The 21,320-nt window shown below is 67.2% G+C and carries 20 protein-coding genes; 11 read left to right on the forward strand and 9 right to left on the reverse strand.

Annotated features, from left to right (window positions below; translation table 11 throughout):
• The first annotated feature begins 83 nt into the window (after window positions 1-83).
• The gene (locus tag DES44_RS15690; protein ID WP_083525315.1) at window positions 84-1,100 is read left to right on the forward strand and encodes a LysR family transcriptional regulator; all 1,017 of its coding nucleotides are present in this window, start codon (window positions 84-86) and stop codon (window positions 1,098-1,100) included.
• 21 nt (window positions 1,101-1,121) lie between these two features.
• On the opposite strand, the gene DES44_RS15695 is transcribed toward DES44_RS15690, so the two are convergent.
• Complete coding sequence (locus DES44_RS15695) at window positions 1,122-2,546, reverse strand: sensor histidine kinase (protein ID WP_058933794.1); 1,425 nt, start codon at window positions 2,544-2,546, stop codon at window positions 1,122-1,124.
• Window positions 2,543-3,235: a response regulator gene (locus DES44_RS15700; RefSeq protein WP_232309920.1), complete on the reverse strand. Its 693-nt coding sequence runs from the start codon at window positions 3,233-3,235 to the stop codon at window positions 2,543-2,545. Before DES44_RS15700 ends, DES44_RS15695 begins: the two co-directional genes overlap by 4 nt.
• Before the next feature lie 206 nt (window positions 3,236-3,441).
• Here DES44_RS15700 and DES44_RS15705 point away from each other — a divergent pair, with 206 nt between their 5' ends.
• Genes DES44_RS15705 through DES44_RS15715 form a run of 3 tightly spaced genes read left to right on the forward strand, consistent with a single transcriptional unit; the run spans window position 3,442 to window position 5,971 of the window.
• Window positions 3,442-4,431, forward strand: a complete 990-nt coding sequence (locus DES44_RS15705; protein ID WP_058933793.1) for an alpha/beta hydrolase — start codon at window positions 3,442-3,444, stop codon at window positions 4,429-4,431.
• Window positions 4,415-4,690 carry an acyl carrier protein gene (locus DES44_RS15710; RefSeq protein WP_058933792.1) on the forward strand — a complete coding sequence of 92 codons (276 nt, stop codon included), beginning with the start codon at window positions 4,415-4,417 and terminating at the stop codon, window positions 4,688-4,690. The genes DES44_RS15705 and DES44_RS15710 overlap by 17 nt, the downstream gene beginning before the upstream one ends.
• Window positions 4,691-4,741: 51 nt before the next feature.
• A complete protein-coding gene (locus DES44_RS15715; RefSeq protein WP_058933791.1) occupies window positions 4,742-5,971 on the forward strand; it encodes a beta-ketoacyl-[acyl-carrier-protein] synthase family protein in 1,230 nt (409 codons plus the stop codon).
• Window positions 5,972-6,054: 83 nt separating this feature from the next.
• Here the strand turns inward: DES44_RS15715 and DES44_RS15720 are convergent, their stop codons facing one another.
• Window positions 6,055-6,675, reverse strand: a complete 621-nt coding sequence (locus DES44_RS15720) for a response regulator transcription factor (protein ID WP_058933790.1) — start codon at window positions 6,673-6,675, stop codon at window positions 6,055-6,057.
• On the reverse strand, window positions 6,672-8,615 hold the full coding sequence (locus DES44_RS15725) for a sensor histidine kinase (RefSeq protein WP_058933789.1): 1,944 nt from the start codon (window positions 8,613-8,615) through the stop codon (window positions 6,672-6,674). Before DES44_RS15725 ends, DES44_RS15720 begins: the two co-directional genes overlap by 4 nt.
• Before the next feature lie 193 nt (window positions 8,616-8,808).
• Here DES44_RS15725 and DES44_RS15730 point away from each other — a divergent pair, with 193 nt between their 5' ends.
• The 3 genes from DES44_RS15730 (at window position 8,809) to DES44_RS15740 (ending at window position 11,914) form a co-directional block, all read left to right on the forward strand.
• The gene (locus DES44_RS15730) at window positions 8,809-9,828 is read left to right on the forward strand and encodes a TRAP transporter substrate-binding protein (protein WP_058933788.1); all 1,020 of its coding nucleotides are present in this window, start codon (window positions 8,809-8,811) and stop codon (window positions 9,826-9,828) included.
• Between the two features lie 128 nt (window positions 9,829-9,956).
• Complete coding sequence (locus DES44_RS15735; protein ID WP_058933787.1) at window positions 9,957-10,589, forward strand: TRAP transporter small permease; 633 nt, start codon at window positions 9,957-9,959, stop codon at window positions 10,587-10,589.
• A complete protein-coding gene (locus DES44_RS15740; RefSeq protein ID WP_058933786.1) occupies window positions 10,586-11,914 on the forward strand; it encodes a TRAP transporter large permease in 1,329 nt (442 codons plus the stop codon). Before DES44_RS15735 ends, DES44_RS15740 begins: the two co-directional genes overlap by 4 nt.
• Before the next feature lie 188 nt (window positions 11,915-12,102).
• Here the strand turns inward: DES44_RS15740 and DES44_RS15745 are convergent, their stop codons facing one another.
• Complete coding sequence (locus DES44_RS15745) at window positions 12,103-12,438, reverse strand: hypothetical protein (protein WP_147307110.1); 336 nt, start codon at window positions 12,436-12,438, stop codon at window positions 12,103-12,105.
• On the opposite strand from DES44_RS15745, the gene DES44_RS15750 reads away from it, so the two are divergent.
• Window positions 12,431-12,889, forward strand: a complete 459-nt coding sequence (locus DES44_RS15750) for a hypothetical protein (protein ID WP_116001653.1) — start codon at window positions 12,431-12,433, stop codon at window positions 12,887-12,889. The two genes, DES44_RS15745 and DES44_RS15750, sit on opposite strands and share 8 nt — an antisense overlap.
• A gap of 53 nt (window positions 12,890-12,942) precedes the next feature.
• Here DES44_RS15750 and fdhD read toward each other — a convergent pair whose 3' ends face one another.
• From fdhD to DES44_RS15770, 4 genes are all read right to left on the reverse strand, one after another.
• Complete coding sequence (fdhD, locus tag DES44_RS15755) at window positions 12,943-13,827, reverse strand: formate dehydrogenase accessory sulfurtransferase FdhD (RefSeq protein WP_083525313.1); 885 nt, start codon at window positions 13,825-13,827, stop codon at window positions 12,943-12,945.
• On the reverse strand, window positions 13,824-14,129 hold the full coding sequence (locus DES44_RS15760; protein WP_310732369.1) for a hypothetical protein: 306 nt from the start codon (window positions 14,127-14,129) through the stop codon (window positions 13,824-13,826). Before DES44_RS15760 ends, fdhD begins: the two co-directional genes overlap by 4 nt.
• Before the next feature lie 15 nt (window positions 14,130-14,144).
• Complete coding sequence (locus tag DES44_RS15765; protein WP_058933783.1) at window positions 14,145-16,499, reverse strand: FdhF/YdeP family oxidoreductase; 2,355 nt, start codon at window positions 16,497-16,499, stop codon at window positions 14,145-14,147.
• Between the two features lie 198 nt (window positions 16,500-16,697).
• Complete coding sequence (locus DES44_RS15770) at window positions 16,698-18,368, reverse strand: OFA family MFS transporter (protein ID WP_058933782.1); 1,671 nt, start codon at window positions 18,366-18,368, stop codon at window positions 16,698-16,700.
• 694 nt (window positions 18,369-19,062) lie between these two features.
• On the opposite strand from DES44_RS15770, the gene DES44_RS15780 reads away from it, so the two are divergent.
• The 3 genes from DES44_RS15780 to DES44_RS15790 all read left to right on the forward strand — a co-directional run bounded on the left by DES44_RS15780 (window position 19,063) and on the right by DES44_RS15790 (window position 21,267).
• On the forward strand, window positions 19,063-19,773 hold the full coding sequence (locus tag DES44_RS15780) for a YoaK family protein (RefSeq protein ID WP_058933781.1): 711 nt from the start codon (window positions 19,063-19,065) through the stop codon (window positions 19,771-19,773).
• A gap of 181 nt (window positions 19,774-19,954) precedes the next feature.
• Window positions 19,955-20,347: a hypothetical protein gene (locus DES44_RS15785; protein ID WP_058933780.1), complete on the forward strand. Its 393-nt coding sequence runs from the start codon at window positions 19,955-19,957 to the stop codon at window positions 20,345-20,347.
• A 47-nt stretch (window positions 20,348-20,394) separates the two neighbouring features.
• The gene (locus DES44_RS15790) at window positions 20,395-21,267 is read left to right on the forward strand and encodes a hypothetical protein (protein ID WP_232309919.1); all 873 of its coding nucleotides are present in this window, start codon (window positions 20,395-20,397) and stop codon (window positions 21,265-21,267) included.
• Window positions 21,268-21,320 lie beyond the last annotated feature (53 nt).

Raw genomic sequence — 21,320 nt, forward strand, 5'->3', positions numbered from 1 at the left:
GGCAGGATGGCGACCTCGCGCGCGCGTCCTGGGAAGATGACCACGGCTGGGCGCCGTTGCGGAAACAGCAAGAGGAACGTCAGATGGACAAGCTCAATGCCATGCAGGCCTTTGCACGGGTCGTGGAAGCCGGCACCTTCACCAAGGCCGCCGAATCCCTGGACCTGCCCAAGACGGCCGTCACCCGGCTGATCCAGTCGCTGGAGGACCATCTCAAGGTCAAGCTGCTGAACCGCACCACCCGGCGGGTGAGCGTCACGCCGGACGGCGCGGCTTATTACGACCGCGTGACGCGGCTGCTGTCGGACATCGAGGAACTGGAAGGCTCCGTGTCGCACGCACGTGCGGCGCCGCGAGGGCGCATCCGGGTGGATGTGGCCTCGTCCGTGGCGCGGATGCTGATCATCCCGGCACTTCCGGAGTTTTATGCAAAACATCCGGACATTCAGATCGACCTGGGCGTGTCGGACCGACCGGTGGACCTGATCAGCGACAACATCGACTGCGTGGTGCGCGGCGGCGAGATCAGCGACCAGTCCCTGGTGGCCCGGCGCATCGGCGACTGGGGCTACGGCTGCTGCGCGTCTCCGGAATACATCCGCCGCCACGGCATTCCGCAGCATCCGCTGGACCTGGAATCGGACCAGCACTTCGTGGTGAGTTACTTCTCCGCCCGCACGGGCAAGCGCTTCCCCTTCGACTACAGCAAGAACGGCCAGCGCTATGAGGTGTATGGGCGCTACCAGGTGTCGGTCAACGACGGCAATGCCTACATGACCGCCGGCCTGACCGGGCTGGGCGTGATCCAGGCGCCCTACTTCATGATCAAGCCGCACATCGACGCGGGCGAGCTGGTCCCCTTCCTCTGCGAATGGGAGTCGGACCCGCTGCCGCTGTATGTGGTGTATCCGCCCAACCGGCATCTGAGCACCAAGCTGCGCGTGTTTGTGGACTGGGTGGCGGAGTTGTTTGCCCGTCACACGGTGTGGCAGAAGCAGCTGATTGCCAGCTGCGATGCGAAGAGGGGCAACACGGACGAGGCGCAGCCGCCCACCGCCGAGCCGAACGGCAACAAGCTGGCGGTGCTCAGCGCCGCCTGACTTTGAGCTTCAAGCCGGCGTTCAGCCGCGGCGAGGCACGCTGAGCCGCACCCGCAGGCCCTGGCCGCTGGTGGCATCCAGCAGCTCCAGCCGCCCGGCATGACGCTGGGCAATGTCCACCGCAATCGCCAGCCCCAGGCCGCTGCCAGTGGCCTTGGCCTCACTGCCGCGCTGGAAGCGCTGCAGCGCCAGCGGCCGGTCCTGCGGCGCTATGCCGGGGCCGTTGTCCTCCACCTCCAGGTAGGCCCAGTCGTCCCGCGCGCCGGTGCGCACGGTGATGCGGGCGGCCGGTCCCGCGTAGTTCAGGCTGTTGTGCAGCAGGTTCTCCAGCAGCTCCCGCAGCAGGAAGCCCTGCCCCAGCACCGGCGCTTCACTGAGCTCGAACCCCAGGTCCATGCCGGTTTCCAGCGCACGGGGCACCCAGTCCTCGGCCACCTGCGCGGCAATGTCGCGCAGGTCCAGCGGCGACTCGCGCTGCTGGGGTTCGGCCTCGGCGCGGGCAATCGACAGCATCTGCTGCGCCAGGCGCGCACTGCGGTCCACCGATTTCTGCAGCCGCTTGAGCAGCGGCTCCACCTGCGGGTCGTGCGGCTCCAGCAGGGCCAGGTCGATTTCGGTGCGCAGCGAGGTCAGTGGCGTGCGCAGCTGATGGGCTGCATTGGCCAGGAAGTCCTGCTGCGCGGAGGAGGCGCGGCGAAGGCGCTCGAACAGCCGGTTGAAGGCGGCGATCAAGGGCTGAAGTTCACCCGGCACCTCGGCCGCCAGCGGTTCCAGCCGGCCCAGGTCGCGGCGCTCCAGCTCGGCGCTCAGGCGGGCCAGCGGACGCAGGCCCTGATGGGTGGCCCACCAGCCGGCCGCCGCCAGCAGCACCGCCATGCCGCCGATCAGCAGGCTCACCACCGCCAGCAACTGACGCTGCAACGCGTCGCGCTTGTGCAGCGTCTCGGCCACCAGGATCTGGCAGGACTGCGCAAAGCGGCAGGCCGACCCCAGCGCAGCCACCCGCAGCGACTCACCGTTGAGCGTGGCGATGGTGAAGTACCACTCCCCGGCGGCGCGGTGCGGCAGTTTCAGGCCCCTGAGGGACGCGTCCCCGTGCAGCACCCGGCCGTCCGGATCCAGCACTAGGTAATAGACGCTGTCGGTGCGGTCAAAGCGCAGGGCGCTGTCGGTGGGGCCGGACACGTCCACATAGATCTGTCCGTCCCGGTCGTGGATCAGGCTGGCCACCGCTAGCGCGGTATCGCCCAGCGACTGGTCCAGCCAGGAGATGGCGGTGTCGTGCATCACGCGGTAGAGCACGGCGCCAGCTACCGGCACCGCCACCAGCACCGGCACCATCAGCCAGAGCAGGAGTTGCTGCTTGAGGCTGAGGCGGGAGCGGCGCTCCGGGGCCGGAGCCGGAGCCGGAGCCGAGGCGTCAGGGCTGGGGCTGGGGCTCGTCATCGACGCGCAGGCTGCACTTCTTCCAGCAGGTAGCCCAGCCCTCGCACCGTGCGCAATTGCAGGCCGGCCGGCTCGATCTTGGCGCGAAGCCGCGAGACGCAGACTTCAATGGCGTTGTCACTGACGCCCTGCTCCCAGCCATTGCTGGCCGAGCCGATCTGCTCCTTGGCCACCACCTTGCCGGCACGGGCCAGCAGGAAGCCCAGCACGTCCCATTCCCGGGCGGACAGGGCCAGCGGCTCGTCCGACACAAAGGCCCGGCGAGCTTCCAGATCCATGCGCAGGGAGCCCAGCTGCAGTTCATTGCCGGAGCGGGCCTGGCTGCGCCGCACCAGGGCACGAGCGCGGGCGATGAGTTCGCTCAGGGCGAATGGCTTGACCAGATAGTCGTCCGCCCCGCCTTCCAGGCCGCGCACCCGGTCTTCCACCGCGTCGCGGGCGGTGAGCAGCAACACCGGCACGGTGCTGCCCTGGGCGCGCACCCGGCGCAGCGTCTCGAAGCCGTCGATGCCGGCCAGGCCGATGTCGAGGATCAGCAGGTCATACCGGTCCTCACGCAGGGACAGGGGGACCGGTTCCCCACGGCCGGTCACATCCACGACCCAGGACTGGGACCGGAGCGCCCGGGCCGTGGATTCGGCCAGGAATTCATCGTCTTCGACCAACAGGATGCGCATGGTGATCAGCATAAACCCGCTGTCTTGCAGCGGTCATCCACCAGGCTTGCAGAAACCTGAGGGCAACGGCGCGGACAGCTTTCTGCAAGCTTGGCGACAAGTACGCAACAGCGACCCCCGCCAGACTGCCGGACATGGTTGCTTCACTCAATTCTCCGCTTTCAGCCGGCGTGTCGTCGGGTGCCGTGTCTGGTGCTGCACGGGATGCAGTGTCCGACATGTCGAGCGATGGGTCCTCCGGCATGCCGCCCTCCCCGGCATCCGTCCCGACGACCGCCGGTCTGAAAGCTGTGGAAACGCCGCGCCCCAGCGCGCAGCGGGATCCGCGCCCCGCCGTCCTGCTGCTGCATGGCCTGTGCGCCAATCCGCTGGAGCTGATGCCGCTGGCCCGCACCCTGCGGACCGCCGGCTATGTGGTGGACGCTCCCGCCCTGGCAGGGTATGGGGTCTCGACCGAGAAGGAAACCCAGGGCGAGAAAGCCCCTGTCACACGTTTCGAGGACTGGCTGGCGCTGGCGCTGCAGCACTTCGACGCGCTGGCGGCCCGCCATGAGCAGGTGGTGGTGGGTGGGCTGTCCATGGGCTCGGTGCTGGCGCTGGCCGTGTCGCTGCGGCGTCCGGTGGCGGCCCAACTGCTGCTCTCCACCTCACTGCACTACGACGGCTGGAATGTCTCCCCCTGGCGCCGCCTGCTGCCGCTGGCCTTCGTGCCGCCGCTGCGCCAGTGGCTCAGCTTCCGGGAGCGCGAGCCCTACGGCATCAAGAACGAGCGGCTGCGGGCCTGGGTGGCACAGGCCATGGCGTCCGAGCATGTCTCCGCCGCCGGTGCGGACACCTTGTCCGCCGCGGCGCTCTATCAAGCGAGCCGGATGATCCGCTTCGTCCGCGCCGGCCTGCCCCAGATCCAGGCCCCCACGCTGATCCTGCATGCCAGCGAGGACGACGTCAGCGGTCCGCGCTCGGTGCATGAGCTGCAGAGCCGCCTGGGCACACGACCCGAGCAGATCGAGGTCCACTGGTTCCACCACAGCTATCACATGCTGACGCTGGACAACGAACGCAGCGCGGTCGCCCATGCGGCCCGCGACTTTCTCCTGAGCCGGGTGCCCGTGAGCGCCAGCCTGCTGGCGCATCCGATCTCGCACCTGTCCCCCCTGGCGCATCGCCACAACCTCACCGAAGAGACCTTCCATGAGCAACACGCTTGAATCCCTGCGCCAACTGGCCTGCCGCGAACTGGGCCTGCAGGAGTCCGACCTCGACAGCCACGCCACCTTCGCCGACCTCGGCCTGGACTCGCTGATGCTGGTGGATTTCATGTTCGCGGTCGAAGACCACTATCTCATCCAGATCGACCACGACACGGCCATGAAGACCCCCACCCTGGCGGGACTGGCCACGCTGGTGGACAGCCTGCTGGCGGCCACGCCGGTGAGCACCGCCCCGGCCACTGTGGCGGCGGCCTGACCCTGCCAACGCCAGCGGCAAACACACGACGGCAACGGCACAGGCATGGTCATGAGCGGAGAAGAAATATGGATCACCGGCATCGGCGCCTGCAGTGCGCTCGGCCCGGATGCGGACTCCCTCGCCGACGCGCTGGAATCGGGGGTCTCCGGCGTGCGGCTGCATGCGGGCGATCCGGAGCGGGGGCTGATGCCCTTCGCGGCGGCCTCGATCGAGACGCCGCTGGGGCAGGAAATGCCGCCGGCACAGCGCAATCTCTACGACCGGCACAGCCTGATGGCGCTGCAGGCCGCGGCGCAGGCCTGGCAGCAGTCGGGCCTGCCGGCGCTGGCGCAGCAGCCGGACCGTGCAGCGGTGGCCTGGGGCACGGGTCTGGGGGGCTCCAACGCCTTGCAGCAGTCCTATACGGAAGTGCTGACGAAACCGGCGCCGCGGGTGCATCCCTACACGGTGGTGCGGGTGATGAGCAATTCGGCGGCCTCGCATCTGGCCATGCGCTATCAGTTGCGGGCGGCGATGCTGAGTCTGTCCAACGCCTGCGCGTCCTCGGCCCAGGCGCTGGGCGAAGCACTGCTGCTGATGCGGCAGGGCCGGGCGGATGTGGTGCTGGCGGGCGGGTCGGAGGCGATGCTGAATCCGGGCTCGGTGATGGCCTGGCAGGCCATGGGCGTGATGGCGCCGCCGGATGCGGACGATCCGTCGCAGAGCTGCCGCCCGTTCGACGACCAGCGGCGCGGACTGGTGCTGGGCGAAGGAGCGGCGGCGCTGGTGCTCGAGACGGCGTCCCACGCCCGCGCACGCGGCGCGTCGGCGCTTGCCGTGCTGGCCGGTTATGGGCATAGCGTGGATGCGGTGCATCTGTCGCGGCCGGATGCGGACGGACAGGAACGGGCCCTGCGGGCGGCACTGGCCGATGCGGGTCTGGCACCGGATCAGATCGGTTATGTGAATGCCCATGGCACCGCCACCGAGGTGGGCGATGCGGTGGAGGCGGAAAGCCTGGCCCGTGTGTTTGGTGCGCGGGGCGTGCCAGTGAGCGCGACTAAAGCGCTGCACGGGCACCTGATCGGCGCCGGTGGAGCGCTGGAGCTGGTGGCCTGCGTCCAGGCCCTGCGCCGGGGTCGCTTGCCGGTGAGCGCCCATGTGCGCCACAGTCCGCTGCGGGAGATCGTCGATCTCATCGAGGGCAGCCCCCGCGACCTGGCACCGGGACGCGCGATCGTCTCCAACTCGTTCGCCTTCGGTGGGAGCAACGTGTCCCTGGTGGTGCGGGGCGCTTGAGCGCTTGAGCGAAGGTCCGCCTGGACCGATCTCGACCGTCCTGGCGCGGCGCTTTGCGCCCGTCCGACGGCTGGCTCAACGGATCACTTCAACTCAAACCGCTCCAGCAGTGTCGCCAGCTCGGCGGCTGAGCGCAGGCCCAGCTTGGTGAAGGCGCGGGCACGGTGGACCTCCACCGTACGGATGGCAATACCCAGTTCGTCCGCCACCTGCTTGTTGAGCTTGCCGGCCGCCACGCGCAGGGCCACCTCGCGCTCCCGATCGGTGAGGCTTGCCAGGCGGCCCGCCGCGTCGGCATGGGCCACCGCCTCCCGGTGGCGATGGGTGTCCAGGGCCAGCGCCCGTTGCACCTTGTTCACCAGCGCCTGATCGTTGAAGGGCTTCTCCACGAAGTCGATCGCGCCTTTCTGCATGGCGTCCACCGCCATCGGAATGTCGCCGTGGCCGCTCAGGAAAATCACCGGCAGCTTCACCCCGCGGCGCATCAGCTCATCCTGCACCTGCAGTCCGGACAGCGGCTCCATGCGCACATCCAGCACGATGCAGCCCATCGGGTCCGGCTCCTTCTCCAGCGCGTCCAGCAGCTCCGGCCCGCTGGCATGGGTGCTGACCTTGAGCCCATGGGAGCGCATCAGGAAGGCCAAGGCGTCCCGCACGGCGGCTTCGTCGTCCACCAGATGCACGGTCGAGGCAATGTCGGTCATGGGGTGTTCTCCTGTCTCGTGTCTTGAGGCACCGACGCGCGCGGCCCCTGCTCCGCCAGCGGCAACGTGAAGCTCAGGCGTGCGCCGCCGAGCGCGCTGGTGCCCGCCTCCATGCCGCCATGGTGGGCCTCGATCACCGATCGGCAGATGGCCAGCCCCATGCCCATGCCGTCGGGCTTGGTGGAATAAAACGCGGTGGTGAGCTGCTCGATGCCGCGCCCTTGCAGGCCCGGTCCGTTGTCGTCGACATCCACCCGCACAAAGCGCTGGCCGACCAGCATCGCGCTGATGCGGATGTGGGGGCGCGGCGCCGGCTGCGGCCGTGCCTGCAATTCATCGGCGGCATTGCGGATCAGGTTGATCAGCACCTGTTCGATCAACACCGCATCCGCATTCACCGGCGGCAGATCCGCAGGCAGCGCCTGCTCCACCCGAAGGTTGCGCAGGTCGCGCTTGAGCAGCGCCAGCACCCGGGCGACGATGTCGGCCATGGTGCAGACCTCCGGCTGCGGCGCCCGCCGCGTCAGGAAGGCACGGATGCGCTGCACGATGCGGCCCGCCTCCGTGGCCTGCTCACCCAGCCGCCGCAAGGCTTCCATCACCATGTCGTCCGGCGGACCTGTGCGCTCCAGGATGCGCAGCGCGCCGGCGTTGTAGCCGGTGATGGCCGCCAGGGGCTGGTTCAGTTGATGGGCCAGCGCCGAGGCCACTTCGCCCAGGGTGCTCAGCCGGGCTTGATGGGCCAGTGCCTCGGTCTGGCGGCGTTCCCGCTCTTCCGCCAGCTTGCGGGCGCTGATGTCCACGATCGACCCCATCCAGCCGATCTGACGGCCAGCCGCGTCCACCAGCGGCGCTTCAAAGATCATGACCTCGACGATGCGCCCGTCACTGCGCAGCCAGCGCGCTTCATAGCCCTCGCGGGGCGCCCCGCCGGCCATGTTGCGGCGGTGCCGGCGCAGGCTGTCTTCCATGTCGTCGGGCAGCCAGTAGGGCATGGGCGGCAGGCTGCCGAGCAGGTCTTCAGCGCTGTAGCCCACCAGGTCGCAGAAGGCGCGGTTGACGTGGGTGACGCGCCCTTCCAAATCCCGCCCGCGCAGGCCGACGGTCAGTGAATCTTCCACCGCGCGGCGCCAGGCAGCCTCGGTCCGCGCCTCGCCCTCGGCGCGGCGCACTTCCCGCATCTGCCGACGCAGCATGACGCTGGCCAAGGCCGACAGCACGATGAACACGGCCATCAGCGGGCCTGCAAGCGTTGTCCACCAGGGCACATGACGCTCGCGCGTGTTGAGCTCCAGCCAGGTCTCGCGCATGGCCGGATCCATGCTGATGCGATAGCCCTGCGTGCCGGCCTGGGCTTCGTCGCTCCCGGTCTGCGCCAGACGTTGGCCCAGTGCATCGACCAGACGCACGTCGTATTTCTGGGACAACCACCAGGGCACGGTCTGGCGCAGCAAGGCGGTGGGGGCGAAACGCACGATCAGCCGTCCGCCGCCTGGCCGGTCGGCGCTCCAGTGGGCGGTGACGCCGCCGTCGTCCAGGCTCACGCCGGTCCGCTCCCGCGGCGGGGTCGCCTGAGGCACGAAGTGCGGCACATGGGCCACCACCCGGTTGTTGGCATCCAGCACCGTCACGCCCACCCACAGGCGGCGAAGTCCTTCGGCCACATCCGGATGGTTGAGCAGGAACTGGTCGTCCACGCGGCGCGGCAGTTGCAGCGCCAGCCGGTCCACCACCGCATGCTCGGCAGTGAGCCAGTCGCTGATGCGAGCTTCGAGCGACAGGGTGTCGGCAATCAGGGTCAGCCGCTCTTCTTCAAGGTCCCGGGCGTCGCTGTGACGCAGCCAGCCGGCCACCGACGCGGCAAAGGCCAGCGCCAGCAGCAAGGGCAGCACCCAACTGGCACGCCGCAGGGCTTCGAATCCGGGAACAAGCATGCGCATGCCCGCAGTCTAGAGCCCCGAGGCCAGCGGCAGCGGGCGATGCACGGTCCAAAACGCGGTGGATGTGGAAGTCCACAACTGGCCGGCATCGACCGCGGTTTTCACAATCCGCCGCATGCAAGGCAAGGTCTGGGACCTCCGTCCCCGCCCTGCTGCCTGGCCCACAAGATCAGAAGCCCATCAGGAGACCTCCATGTCCGCTGCCTTCCCCCGCCGCCTGTTGCTGTCCGCCGCCGTGGCGGTCGCCGGTCTGTCCACCGGTCTGGGTGCACTCGCCCAGGCGCCCATCGTCATCAAGCTGAGCCACGTGGTGGCGCCGGACACGCCCAAGGGCAAGGGCGCCCAGCGTTTCAAGGAGCTGGTGGAAGAGCGCAGCAAGGGCCGCCTGAAGGTGGAGGTCTATCCCAACAGCCAGCTCTACAAGGACAAGGAAGAGCTGGAAGCCCTGCAACTGGGCTCGGTGCAGATGCTGGCCCCGTCCCTGGCCAAGTTCGGCCCGCTGGGCGTGAAGGAATTCGAGGTCTTTGACCTGCCCTTCCTCTTCAAGGACGACGCCGCCTTCCGCAACACCACCCAGACCCTGGGCATGGAGCTGTTCAAGAAGCTCGAGCCCAAGGGCATCAAGGGCCTGGCCTTCTGGGACAACGGCTTCCACATCATGAGCGCCAACAAGCCGCTGCACCATGTGGCGGACTTCAAGGGCCTGAAGATGCGCATCCAGAGCTCCAAGGTGCTGGACGCACAGATGCGGGCCCTGGGCGCGATCCCGCAGGTGATGGCCTTCTCCGAGCTCTACCAGGCGCTGCAGTCCGGCGTGGTGGATGGCACCGAGGGCGTGCCGTCCAACTTCTACACCCAGAAGACCTATGAAGTGCAGAAGCACACCACGCTCAGCAACCACGGCCACCTGGCGTATGCGCTGATCATCAACAAGAAGTTCTATGACGGCCTGCCGGCCGACCTGCGTGCGGTGGTGGACAGCAGCGTCAAGGACGCGACGGTCTATGCCAACGCCATTGCGGCCACCGAGAACCAGCAGGCGCTGGAGAAGATCCGCGCCAGCGGCAAGACCACCATCTACACGCTGACGCCGGCGGAAGTGAACGAGTGGAAGCTGGCCCTGATGTCGGTGCATAAGGACATGGAAGGCCGCGTGGGCAAGGCCACCATCGAAGCGGCCTACAAGGCGGCCGGCTTCGTCAAGCCGCAGTAATTCACCTCGACACCTGAACGCCGACGTCGGCAGACGGACTCCCCCACGGGAGCCCGGGGCCAGGCTCTGCCTGCGCTCTGGCGCTCACCCCGGAGGAAGGCCGCCTGCTGCGGGGCTGGGGGACTCTTATGAAATGGCTGGATCGATTGGAGGAGAGCTTGATCAGCCTCCTCATGGCAGCGGCGACGCTGGTGATCGCGATGGCGGTGCTGCACCGCTTCCTCGCCGGCGTGCCGGTGCTGCAGGACTGGATCATCCGCATCGACGTGAGCTGGGCGCAGGAGCTGTGCATCTACATGTTTGTGTGGATGGCCAAGTTCGGCGCGGCCTACGGTGTGCGGGCCGGCACCCACGTGGGCGTGGACGTCATCGTGCGCAAGCTCAAGCCCGAGCATGCGAAGTACCTGGTGATCTTCAGCCTGCTGGCCGGCGCGGTATTCACCGCCACCATCGGCACGCTGGGCGCCACCTTCGTCTGGGAGAACGGCGCCCACTATGCCTTCCTGCATGCGCTGGGCCGGGACCCGGGCGAGATTCCGGAAGGCCCGACGTCGCCGGACCTGGAGATCCCCACGTGGATCGCCTATGCCTGCGTGCCGCTGGGCAGCTACCTGATGTGCTTCCGTTTCCTGCAGGTGTGCTGGCACTTCATCCGCACCGGTGACGTGCCCCATGCCGACCACGGCCATGTGGAAGGCATCGACGACAACCCGTCGCCGGCAACGCCGACGGCGCTGGCCCAGGAGGAGCTGCGTCCATGAACACCCTGATCATCTTCTCCCTGCTGGTGGTGCTGATGCTCACCGGCATGCCGATCTCCATCTCGCTGGGCCTGACGGTCCTGACCTATCTCTTCACGATGACGCAGGTGCCGATCGAATCGGTCGCCCTGAAGCTGTTCACCGGCATCGAGAAGTTCGAGATCATGGCGGTGCCCTTCTTCATCCTGGCGGGCAACTTCCTGACCCATGGCGGGGTGGCGAGGCGGATCATCCATTTCGCCACGACCATGATCGGCCACTGGTTTGGCGGCCTGGGGCTGGCCGGCGTGCTGGCCTGCGCAATGTTTGCGGCCATCTCGGGCTCGTCCGTGGCCACGGTGGTGGCGGTCGGCTCGATCATCCTGCCGGCGATGACCAAGCAGGGCTATCCGAAGCAATTCGGCGCCGGCGTGATCACCACGTCCGGAGCGCTGGGCATCCTGTTCCCGCCGTCGATCAACCTGGTGATGTTCTCCATCGCCACGGCCGGCATGTCGGCCACGGGCCCCAACGGGGAATCGGTGGGCACGGCGTCGGTCGGGCAACTGTTCATGGCGGGCGTGGTGCCAGGGCTGGTGCTGTCGGTGCTGCTGGGCATCACCACCTGGTACCGCGCCAAGAAGTTCAACTATCCCCGCATGGAGCGCGCCACCTGGGCCGAGCGTTTCAAGGCCTTCCGCGAAAGCTTCTGGGGCCTGATGCTGATCGTGGTCGTGATCGGCGGCATCTACAGCGGCAAGTTCACCCCCACGGAAGCGGCGGCGGTGGCGGCGGTCTATGCCTTCATCATCTCGGTCTTTGTCTACAAGGACATGAGCCTGAAGGACGTGCCGCGCGTGCTGCTCAAGGCAGCGGCGATGAGCTCGATGCTGCTCTACATCATCACCAATGCGGTGCTGTTCAGCTTCCTGATGGCCTCGGAGCAGATTCCGCAGACCATGGCGGCCTGGATGTCGGCACAGGGCTTCGGGCTGGTGGTGTTCCTGCTGCTGGTCAACCTGATCCTGCTGGGCGCGGGCAACTTCATGGACCCTGCGGCCATCGTGTTGATCATGGCGCCCATCCTGTTCCCGGTGGCGGCCAAGCTGGGCGTGGACCCGGTGCACCTGGGCATCCTGATGGCGGTGAACATGGAGGTGGGGCTGTGCCATCCGCCGGTGGGGCTCAACCTGTATGTGGCCTCGGGCATCACCAAGATGGGCATCACCGAGCTGACGGTGGCCGTCTGGCCCTGGTTGCTGACCATGCTCGGTTTCCTGCTGGTGGTGACCTACTGGCCGGGCTTGTCCCTGGCGCTGCCGAGACTGCTGGGGTTGGTGACCTAAGGCGGTCGAGGACCTCTATTCGACAACCCGGGGCCGTAGACACGGCCCCTTTTTCTTTGGCCCAGCCCCCGCCGCCCAGGGTCTTCCCCATCTACCGGTGATTTCACCTAGGCCGAAGGGCCAAGACTTCAGGCCGCCTTCAGTCAGCAGGATCAGTCTCTGCGGCTGGGATCACACGGTCGGGGAGGTCATATGGCCAAGGTTGTTCGGCGCAGGATGCGCAGGGCGTGGGGACGAGTGGCAGGCATGGCGGCCCTCAGTGCCGTGGCGCTGCCCGTGTGGTCAGCGGACGGCGCGGCGGCGTCGAGCGCCCGTCCGTCTTCGGCCACCAGCGTCGCGGTGGCAGTCGCACGGATTGCCCCCTTGTCGGTGGCTGGCTCGAGCGGCGGATCTGCGGTCATGCAGCCCGGCGGAATAGTCCAGGGTGCAACCGCCTTCGCAGGCCCTTCAACAACGCTGCCGGCCGGTGCTTCATCGGCAACGACCTCGCCGACGTCCTCCATCGCTGCCTCGACCATGGCCACGGTCACTGACCTGGATACCGCAACCGGCGCGGCCCCAGCGATCGTCGCCACCGTCCCCATCCCTCCGGCCAGCGCGGAAGCCGCTCCCTCTTCGCTGCCCTCCCCCGGCTGGCTCAGCCTGCGGCCGCGCTTGTCGATGCGTCTGCCCCTGAGCGCCCAGGACTGGCGATCCGCCTCGGCCGCAGAGACCCGCAACAAGCTGGTCGCGATGCCGGATATCCAGCTGGTGGAATTGCCGCGCGAACCGAGCGTCATCGGCCCGCCGCCCAAGCGCGCCCATCACGCCATCAGCGTCGGCATGGAAGCGCCCAAGCAGTTCCTTCGCAGCATGGGGCTCGATGCCACCGAGTGCGCCACACGCTTTCGCCTTCCGTCCAAGCTCGGCAAGAGCCAGAACGGCGACACCACCGTGGAGGTCTCGGCCCATCTGGGCCTGGGTTGCAAATTCTGAGCGCTGACTGAGTACAGCCCCGCTCAGCTCAGCTCAGCTCAGCTCAGCTCAGCTCAGCTGTAGAGCGTCGCTCGCCCCTCGCGGACGAAACCGGCCAGAGTCAGCCCGCAGGCCTGGGCCGTGCGAATGGCCAGATGCGTCGGCGCGGACACGGCCGCCAGCAGCGAGATCCCCGCCCCGGCCGCTTTCTGCACCATCTCGAAACTGGCCCGGCTGGTCACCGCGGCAAAGCCCTGCGCGGTGTCCACCTGCGCGCGGGCCAGTGCGCCCACCAGCTTGTCCAGCGCGTTGTGGCGCCCCACGTCCTCCCGGACCATCAGCACCTCACCGGCCGGACTGCACCAGGCGGCCGCGTGAATGCCGCCACTGCGCTGCTGCAGTGGCTGCGCCTCCGACAGTTCCCGCATCGCGCGGGACAACACCGGGATCAACTGCTCCCGGTCCACCGCCAGCGGCGCCAGCGGGCGGCTCGGTGGACGGAAGACCTGGTCCAGGCTGTCGGTGCCACACAGCCCGCAGCCGGTGCGCCCCGCCAGGGTGCGACGGCGTTCCTTGAGCATCAGCTCACATCGCGCCGTCACTCGTAACTGAAGCGCCACCCCTTGCGGACGGGTTTGCACCTCCACGTCCAGCAGGTCTGCCGGCGAGCCGATCAGGTTCTCGCTCAGGGAAAAGCCCAGCGCGAAATCTTCCAGATCCAGTGGCGTGGCCAGCATCACCGCATGCGAGAGCCCGTTGTACTCCAGGGCGATCGGCACTTCCTCGGCCACCCATTCCTCGTCCCCGCGCGCAGGGCCGCCCAGCCGGGTCGGACGGACGCTGACCAGCGCGGCGGGCAGCGGCGCTTCACCGGCATCGCCAGCCTCGCCATCGCGGGTCGCGGCATTCGGATCGGGCAGCGCGCATGCGCCTGAAGGAGTGGAGAAACTGCTGCTCATGGGGCGGAATGATCCCACTGTTCGGGATCCCCTCGCCCGGCTGCTGTCATGCTGGCCATCCAGCGGCCGTCCTCTTCGAGCACCAATCGCACCCAGCCAGGACCGGCGGTGTCACCGACCCGGGCGTCGCTCAGCAGCGTGAACAGGCGCAGCAGCACGCTGACCCGCAGACCGGTGCGTTTGGCCAGACGGGGCAGGGACACGCCCTTGCCGCCGTCCAGCTCCGCCAGGGCCTGCAAGGCCAGCCGAGCCTGGGTTTCGAACGCAGGCTCATCGGCGATTCCGTCAGCGGCCTCGGACACTGGACCGTCTGCGCATCAAACCGCTGCACCTTCCACCGACCGCGCCTGATCCTGCGGGATCGGCGTGTCCTGCGGACGCAGCGTCAGCACCACCGGAATCGACTTAGACGTGGGCGTACCCGCGCCGATCGACACGCTGGACAGCGGCACCAGGCTGTTGGTCTCCGGGAAGTAGCTGGCCAGGCAGCCGCGCGGAATGTCGTACTCGATGAGCACGAACTTCTCCGCACGACGTTCCTGCCCGTCGCTGAAGACGCTGGTGATGTCCACCCACTCGCCGGCCTTCATGCCGATGGCCTTGAGATCCTCCGGATGGATGAAGACCACCCGGCGATGACCCCAGACGCCGCGGTAGCGGTCGTCCATGCCGTAGATGGTGGTGTTGTACTGGTCGTGCGAGCGCACGGTGGCCAGGTTGAACACCACCGTCTTGTGCTCGCGCAGGCGCTCACGCGCCTGATGCACCGGCGTATCGGTGGGCAGTGCATACGGGATGAAGGTGGCCTTGCCGGTGGGCGTGGCCCAGACGCGCTCGCTGGCGGTGTTGCGCAGACGGAAACCGCCGGGCGTCTTGATCTTCTCGTTGAAGCCCTTGAAGTCGTCGAACACTTCCTCGATCTTGTCGCGGATGCGGCTGTAGTCCTCCACCAGCCACAGCCACGGCGTCTTGCTGTGCCTGAGCGTGGCGGCAGCCATGCGAGCGACGATCATCGGCTCGGACAGCAGATGCTCGGAGGCCGGCGCATTCATGCCACTGGAGATGTGCACCATGCTCATCGAGTCCTCCACCGTGACGCCCTGCGGGCCGCCGGCCTGCATGTCGATCTCGGTGCGACCCAGGCAAGGCAGCACCAGCGCGTCCTTGCCGTGGATGGTGTGGCTGCGATTGAACTTGGTGGTGACATGCACCGTCAGGTCGGTGTTGCGCAGCGCCTTCCAGGTGGCCAGGGTGTCCGGCGTGGCCGAGGCGAAATTGCCGCCCAGGGCGATGAACACCTTGGCCTTGCCGTCCAGCATCGCCTGGATGGCCTCGACCGTTCCGTAGCCATGCGCACGCGGCGGCTCGAAGCCAAAGACCTTGCCCAGGCGATCCAGGAAGGCCGGGGCCGGCTTCTCGTAGATGCCCATGGTGCGGTCGCCCTGCACATTGCTGTGACCGCGCACCGGGCAGGCGCCCGCGCCTTCGCGACCCAGGTTGCCGCGCAGCATCAGCAGCGCCGCAATGTGCTGGATGGTGGCCACCGAATGCTGATGCTGGGTGATGCCCATGCCCCAGCAGATGATCACGCGCTTGGCCTCGGCATACAGGTCGCCGGCTGCGCACAGTTGCTCCTGCGACAGGCCGGATTCGGCTTCCAGCGCTTCCCAGGTTTCAGCGCGGATGCTGTCGGCAAAGGCGTCAAAGCCGGCGGTGTGCTGCTCGATGAAGGCCACGTCCAGCACCCGCTCGCGGCCCTGGGCCACGGCGGCATCGTCCAGCTCCAGCACCCGCTTGCACAGGGCCTTCATCACGGCCATGTCGCCGCCGATGCGCAGCTGGAAGTAGTGCGAGGAAATCGGCGTGCTGCCCAGCGTCGCCATTTCCATCTTGTTCTGCGGGTCGGCAAAACGCTCCAGGCCGCGCTCGCGCAGCGGGTTGAAGCTGACGATCTTGCAGCCGCGCTTGGACGCTTCGCGCAGCTCACCCAGCATGCGGGGGTGATTGGTGCCGGGGTTCTGGCCGAAGACGAAGATGGCGTCGGCCTTCTCGAAGTCATGCAGCGTCACCGTGCCCTTGCCGATGCCGATGGTCGGCTTCAGGCCCTGGCCGCTGGGCTCATGGCACATGTTCGAGCAGTCGGGGAAGTTGTTGGTGCCGAACTCCCGCACGAACAGCTGGTAGAGGAAGGCCGCTTCATTGCTGGCCCGGCCCGACGTGTAGAACAGCGCTTCGTTGGGGTCGGCCAGCGCGTTCAGGCGCGCGGCGATCAGCGCGAAGGCCTCGTCCCAGGTGGTGCGCTGATAGGTGTCGGTGGCCGGGTCGTACTTCATGGGCTCGGTGATGCGGCCCATGTTTTCCAGGTCGTAGTCGGACTGCTCCGCGAGCCAGCTCACCGTGTGGGCGCTCAGCACCTCGGGCGTGGCGCGCTTGGCGGTGGCCTCGGCCGAAATCGCCTTGGCGCCGTTCTCGCAGAATTCAAACGTGGAGCGGTGGTCACGGTCCGGCCACGCGCAGCCCGGGCAGTCGAAGCCGTCCGGCTGGTTGGCCGACAGCAGCGTCTTGGCACCCTTCACCGCAATGCCCTGCTCCTGCAGATGCTTGGCGACGCTGCGCAGTGCGCCCCATCCACCGGCGGGGCCCTTGTAGAAGTGGATTTTTTGTTCGCTCATCCGGTCCTCGGCTCTGGCGTCAGTGACGTCGGAACCCTTCCCGCGGAAGGGCCTCAACGAAGCTCGCCCCGGGGCGCCGATGACAGGCGGCCGACGGGGCGAGGCTGAGAATAAGGGCGAACGCGCGGACGCGCTCGCCTGGGGTCATGCCCCGGGCCACGCTGCCAGGGTCACCCCCGGGCAGCGGGCGGTTCAAGGTCAGGCGAACAGCTTGGCCACCGTCAGTGCCGTGCGGTAGATACCCCACGCCAGCGGAATGCCCACGGCCAGCCAGGCCAGGATCACCAGGAAGGCCGGGGTGGCCTTGCCGGTGCCGGGGCCGCTGCCCACTTCGTTGGCGGCGGCACGCTCGCTGGCCAGTTGCTTCTCGACCGCCAGTTCGGCATCGGTCATGAAGTGCTTGTCCGCCACCGGGCGCACCAGCAGGTTGGCGATCAGGCCGATGACCAGCAGTCCCACCAGGATGTACATCGTCTGGTTGTAGACCTGCTCACGCGGAATGCCCAGGCCCAGCTGGTAGTCGCGCATGAAGTTCACGACGATCGGGCCGAGGATGCCGGCGGTGGCCCAGGCAGTCAGCAGACGGCCGTGGATGGCGCCCACCATCTGGGTGCCGAACAGGTCGCCCAGGTAGGCCGGCACGGTGGCGAAACCGCCGCCGTACATCGACAGGATCACGCACACGGCGCCCACGAAGGCCAGCTTGTGGCCGGCAGCGGCGCTGCTCGGCAGGCTGGCGTACAGCAGGCCGCCCAGCACGAAGAAGATCGTGTAGGTCAGCTTGCGGCCCAGCTTGTCGGACAGGGTGGCCCAGAAGAAACGGCCACCGATGTTGAACAGGCTCAGCAGCGCGGCAAAACCGGCAGCGATGCCCGCGATGGCGGCCAGCTGGGTCTTGTCCAGTTCACCGAACTTCGCGTCCACGCCGATCAGCGAGCCGCCGAAGATTTCCTGCAGCATCGGGCTGGCCATGCCGATCACGCCAATGCCGGCGCTCACGTTCATGCACAACACGATCCAGACCAGCCAGAACTGGGGGATGCCCCAGACCTTCTTCACGTGCACGTGACGCTGGGTGACCATGGTGTTGCTGGCGGCAGCGGCGGGCGGCGTCCAGCCTTCCGGCTTCCAGCCCGACGGCGGCACGCGGTAGCCCAGGGCACCGGCGACCATGAAGGCGAAGTAGATCAGCGCCATGACCACGAAGGTCTGCATCACGCCCGGGTCGGTGGGCGTGGCGAAGTTCTTCATCAGTTCAACGGCCAGCGGGGAGCCGATCATCGCGCCGCCGCCGAAGCCCATGATGGCCATGCCGGTGGCCATGCCACGACGGTCCGGGAACCACTTGATCAGCGTGGACACGGGCGAGATGTAGCCCAGGCCCAGGCCGATGCCGCCGATCACGCCCGAGCCCAGGATCATCATCCAGAGCTGATGGGTGTGGATGCCCACGGCCGAGATCAGCATGCCGCCGCACCAGCAGACAGCGCTCACCAGACCGGCCTTGCGCGGACCGGCACGTTCCAGCCAACCGCCCCAGATGGCGGCCGAGCAACCCAGGAACACGAAGAACAGCGTGTACATCAGGCCCAGCGTGGTCACGGTCCAGTCGCACTGGGTGGTGAACAGCTGGTCGAAGAAGCTCACGTCCTTGCCGCAGGCGGCGCCGGTGCCGGCGGTCTGCATCAGCTTGGACAGCGGCAGCCAGAACACCGAGAAACCATAGGCCATCCCGATACACAGGTGAATGGCCAGCGCGCTGGGCGGTACCAGCCAGCGGTTAAAGCCGGGCGCAGCAATCGTGCGCTCCTTGCTCAGCCAGCTTGCGCTGCTGGGCGCGACGCTCGGGTCGGTCAGCACTGAAGACATGGGTCCTCCTGAAATGATGAATGGGCCCTCGGGCCTTTTCTTCGGTTACTACACCAGCGCGCGGACCCCTCCGTCCGCCGCCGGCCAGGGCGCGAATCCTGGCGTTAAAACGCCGCCAGGATGTACGTAAAACTCCGACCTGACAGCAGTCGGAAGTCGCTTTCGTTAGGAACCGCTCACTCGTTACAACCCGTAAAGACTGAGAGGCTCTGCGCGAGACCGCACATATTGACGGCAAGGATTGACGAAACAGCACAACCCCACAACTTGTACGGGCGTATATAGCGTTCACGCGACAACTTGTGCACGTTTGCACGACTTCGTGCGGATGACGACTTGAATGTTCGTGCGAGTGCCGAATGCCCGTGGCGCGGGCCGCGCAGCCTTGGAGGTCGGTGAATGTGACGAATGCCGCACAGCGCTCGTCGGGGTTTTCTCGCAAAGGAAGCCTTAGCGCGAATCAGGGCATTCACGGGGCTAGGGAGGATGCCTATTGTTCTGAGGGCGGATGCTTTGGACGCCCCATGGGCCAGGCCGCGACTCGTTTCTGAACCCCTTTCTGTAACGGGCCTCTGCCGACAGCCGGTCTTCGTCATGCAGCCCGAACTCTGTGCGCAGACCCATGCCCGAATGGGATAAGACGATCCGGCCAAAGCTCGTCACGATGACGCAATCCTTGTTGTTGCGAAGTTCCATGAGCACTCCCCCGACCTCCGTCTTGCCCGCCTCCTCCGGCGCCGCCCCGCTGTCGTCCAACCAGGGCGCCACGTTGATGGCTGCCGTGGCCGGTTATGTCGACACCCTCGGCTTTGTCGCCCTATTCGGGCTGTTCACGGCGCATGTCACCGGCAACTTCGTGTTGATCGGCGCGGAATTGGCGCGCCCGGGCCATGGCGTGCTGCTCAAGCTGCTGGCATTTCCGGCCTTCATCCTGGCCGTCGCCGCATCGCGGGTGATTGCACTGGCGTGCGAGCGCCGTGGCTACAACGCGGTGCGTGCGCTGCTGAGCCTGCAGGCGCTTTTGTTGCTGGGTTTCATGCTGGCCGGCCTGTGGGGACACCCCATCCGCGGGTCGGAACATCCGCTGGCCATTGCCGCCGGCTTGATGGGGGCCGCCGCCATGGGCCTGCAGAACGGCATGGGGCGGCTGCTGCTGAGCAAGCTGACGCCGCACACCGTCATGACCGGCAATGTGACCCAACTGGTGCTTGATTTGACCGATTGCCTGATTGGCAAAGGCTCGCCGGAGCTGCGCAGCCGAATCCAGAAGATGCTGTGGCCCATTCTGGCATTCGGGGCCGGCGCCATTCTGGGCGCATTGGCCTTTGTGCAGATCGGATGGCTGGCATTGGTGCCCGCATTGCTGGCGGTGGCATTCCTGGCGTGGCGCGGCATTGCCGCCTAGTATGGAAGCTGGCGGTGGGGTCTTTGCGTTTCGCCGCCCGAACTGTATCGATCTGAAATCTTCCCTTTGTCCTACAAGCGCTAACGGCCTCAACTCACGCACAAACCCCTGCGCAAGGTCCACAGTTGTTCCTACCCGATCCAGCGATCGGCTTAGCCAATCAAGCCTAAAGGAGAGACTGATGAACCCGACCAAATCCCTTGTGACCGGTGCTGTCGCCCTGACCGCTTTTGCAAGCGTGCTGGGTCTGGCTTACGCGCAAGTCGAGAACCAGACCGACGCGACGCAGACCCAGACGATGCAGCAGCAACAGCCGGCCACCATGACCGACCCGTCTCAGCAGGCCGTGCCGGCCGAGCAGAGCATGGCCCAGTCGGCGGATCCGGCAGCCAGCAGCGCCAACCCGCAGCAGCAGACCTACAGCGAGTCGCAATCGAACTCGGCCCCTGGCCAGCAGCAGATGCAAACCCAGGACAACACCTGGCAGAACCAGAATGCCGCTTCGCAGCAGGACCCGCTGCCCACCGAGCCCACCTCGGCGGGTACTCCGGCCCCGCGCGCGGACCGCAACTAAGGTCTGAGACAGGCCCACGTTCCCGGTTGTCAGCCTGAGGGGATGCCATGCTGCGCGCATCAAGCGGATATTCCAGCGGTGAAGACTCGCCCGGTGGCGATTCACCCCAGGAGCCCGGCACGCCGGTGAAGCCGACGTCCGAGTCCTTCCGCGAGCGCGCGGTGTGGGCCGCTCAGGGCCTGGCACTGGGATTGGTGGCAGCGGCCCTTGCATGGCCCGCCGCCACCTATGTCATGAAACAGGCCCGCGCCGTCCAGCAGCCCGATCCGGTGCCCCAAGAAAGCGCCCTGCGCGCCGCCGGCAACATTCCGCCCCGTCCCACCGTGGTGATGGGCGGCAAGGCGGACTTTGGCAAGGTCAAGGCCTCGGTGCAGGCCCGGCAACTCGCCAGTTGGGTGATGGCCGGTTACGACCATGGCGGACGTCCATTCGCCATTCTCGACAAGCGTCAGGCCCAGGTGTTTGTCTTTTATCCCGACGGCAAGCTCGCTGGCGCGACACCGGTGCTGCTGGGGTATGCGGCCGGTGATGACAGCGTGGCAGGCATCGGCTTGCGACCCATTGCCGAGGTGCGCCCCTCCGAGCGGACGACCGCTGCCGGTCGGTTTGTAGCCCAGCCGGGTCGCAACGCGCTGAATGAAGATGTGTTGTGGGTGGACTATGAAGCCGCCGTGTCGATGCACCGCGTGCGGGTGACCAACCCCGCCGAGCGTCGACTGGAGCGACTGGCTTCCCCAACGCCGAAGGACAACCGCATCAGCTATGGCTGCATCAACATGCCGGTGAAGTTCTTCGAGAACCAGCTCTGGCCCATCATGGGCAAACGCGGCGGCATCGTCTACGTGCTGCCGGAGAAGAAGCCCATGGAGCAAGTGTTTGGCGAACAGATGAAGCGGGCCCAGGCGGGGATGCCGACCTGAGGGTCGTGTGAGTCCCTCCTTCCGCGGGCATTGGGACTGAAATCGCGCCCGAG

The organism is Roseateles depolymerans, assembly GCF_003387155.1.
Classification (GTDB): domain Bacteria; phylum Pseudomonadota; class Gammaproteobacteria; order Burkholderiales; family Burkholderiaceae_C; genus Roseateles; species Roseateles depolymerans.

What these genes read in the sequence shown, in the direction of transcription:
- DES44_RS15725 (WP_058933789.1), bottom strand. Translation starts at nt 8,615, where the DNA reads ATGCGCATGCTTGTTCCCGGATTCGAAGCCCTGCGGCGTGCCAGTTGG.
- DES44_RS15750 (WP_116001653.1), top strand. Translation starts at nt 12,431, where the DNA reads ATGGCCACGGTCACTGACCTGGATACCGCAACCGGCGCGGCCCCAGCG.
- DES44_RS15740 (WP_058933786.1), top strand. Translation starts at nt 10,586, where the DNA reads ATGAACACCCTGATCATCTTCTCCCTGCTGGTGGTGCTGATGCTCACC.
- DES44_RS15690 (WP_083525315.1), top strand. Translation starts at nt 84, where the DNA reads ATGGACAAGCTCAATGCCATGCAGGCCTTTGCACGGGTCGTGGAAGCC.
- DES44_RS15730 (WP_058933788.1), top strand. Translation starts at nt 8,809, where the DNA reads ATGTCCGCTGCCTTCCCCCGCCGCCTGTTGCTGTCCGCCGCCGTGGCG.
- DES44_RS15735 (WP_058933787.1), top strand. Translation starts at nt 9,957, where the DNA reads ATGAAATGGCTGGATCGATTGGAGGAGAGCTTGATCAGCCTCCTCATG.
- DES44_RS15770 (WP_058933782.1), bottom strand. Translation starts at nt 18,368, where the DNA reads ATGTCTTCAGTGCTGACCGACCCGAGCGTCGCGCCCAGCAGCGCAAGC.
- DES44_RS15765 (WP_058933783.1), bottom strand. Translation starts at nt 16,499, where the DNA reads ATGAGCGAACAAAAAATCCACTTCTACAAGGGCCCCGCCGGTGGATGG.
- DES44_RS15720 (WP_058933790.1), bottom strand. Translation starts at nt 6,675, where the DNA reads ATGACCGACATTGCCTCGACCGTGCATCTGGTGGACGACGAAGCCGCC.
- DES44_RS15790 (WP_232309919.1), top strand. Translation starts at nt 20,395, where the DNA reads ATGCTGCGCGCATCAAGCGGATATTCCAGCGGTGAAGACTCGCCCGGT.
- DES44_RS15705 (WP_058933793.1), top strand. Translation starts at nt 3,442, where the DNA reads ATGTCGAGCGATGGGTCCTCCGGCATGCCGCCCTCCCCGGCATCCGTC.
- DES44_RS15695 (WP_058933794.1), bottom strand. Translation starts at nt 2,546, where the DNA reads ATGACGAGCCCCAGCCCCAGCCCTGACGCCTCGGCTCCGGCTCCGGCT.
- DES44_RS15710 (WP_058933792.1), top strand. Translation starts at nt 4,415, where the DNA reads ATGAGCAACACGCTTGAATCCCTGCGCCAACTGGCCTGCCGCGAACTG.
- DES44_RS15780 (WP_058933781.1), top strand. Translation starts at nt 19,063, where the DNA reads ATGAGCACTCCCCCGACCTCCGTCTTGCCCGCCTCCTCCGGCGCCGCC.
- DES44_RS15785 (WP_058933780.1), top strand. Translation starts at nt 19,955, where the DNA reads ATGAACCCGACCAAATCCCTTGTGACCGGTGCTGTCGCCCTGACCGCT.
- DES44_RS15715 (WP_058933791.1), top strand. Translation starts at nt 4,742, where the DNA reads ATGAGCGGAGAAGAAATATGGATCACCGGCATCGGCGCCTGCAGTGCG.
- fdhD (WP_083525313.1), bottom strand. Translation starts at nt 13,827, where the DNA reads ATGAGCAGCAGTTTCTCCACTCCTTCAGGCGCATGCGCGCTGCCCGAT.
- DES44_RS15700 (WP_232309920.1), bottom strand. Translation starts at nt 3,235, where the DNA reads ATGCTGATCACCATGCGCATCCTGTTGGTCGAAGACGATGAATTCCTG.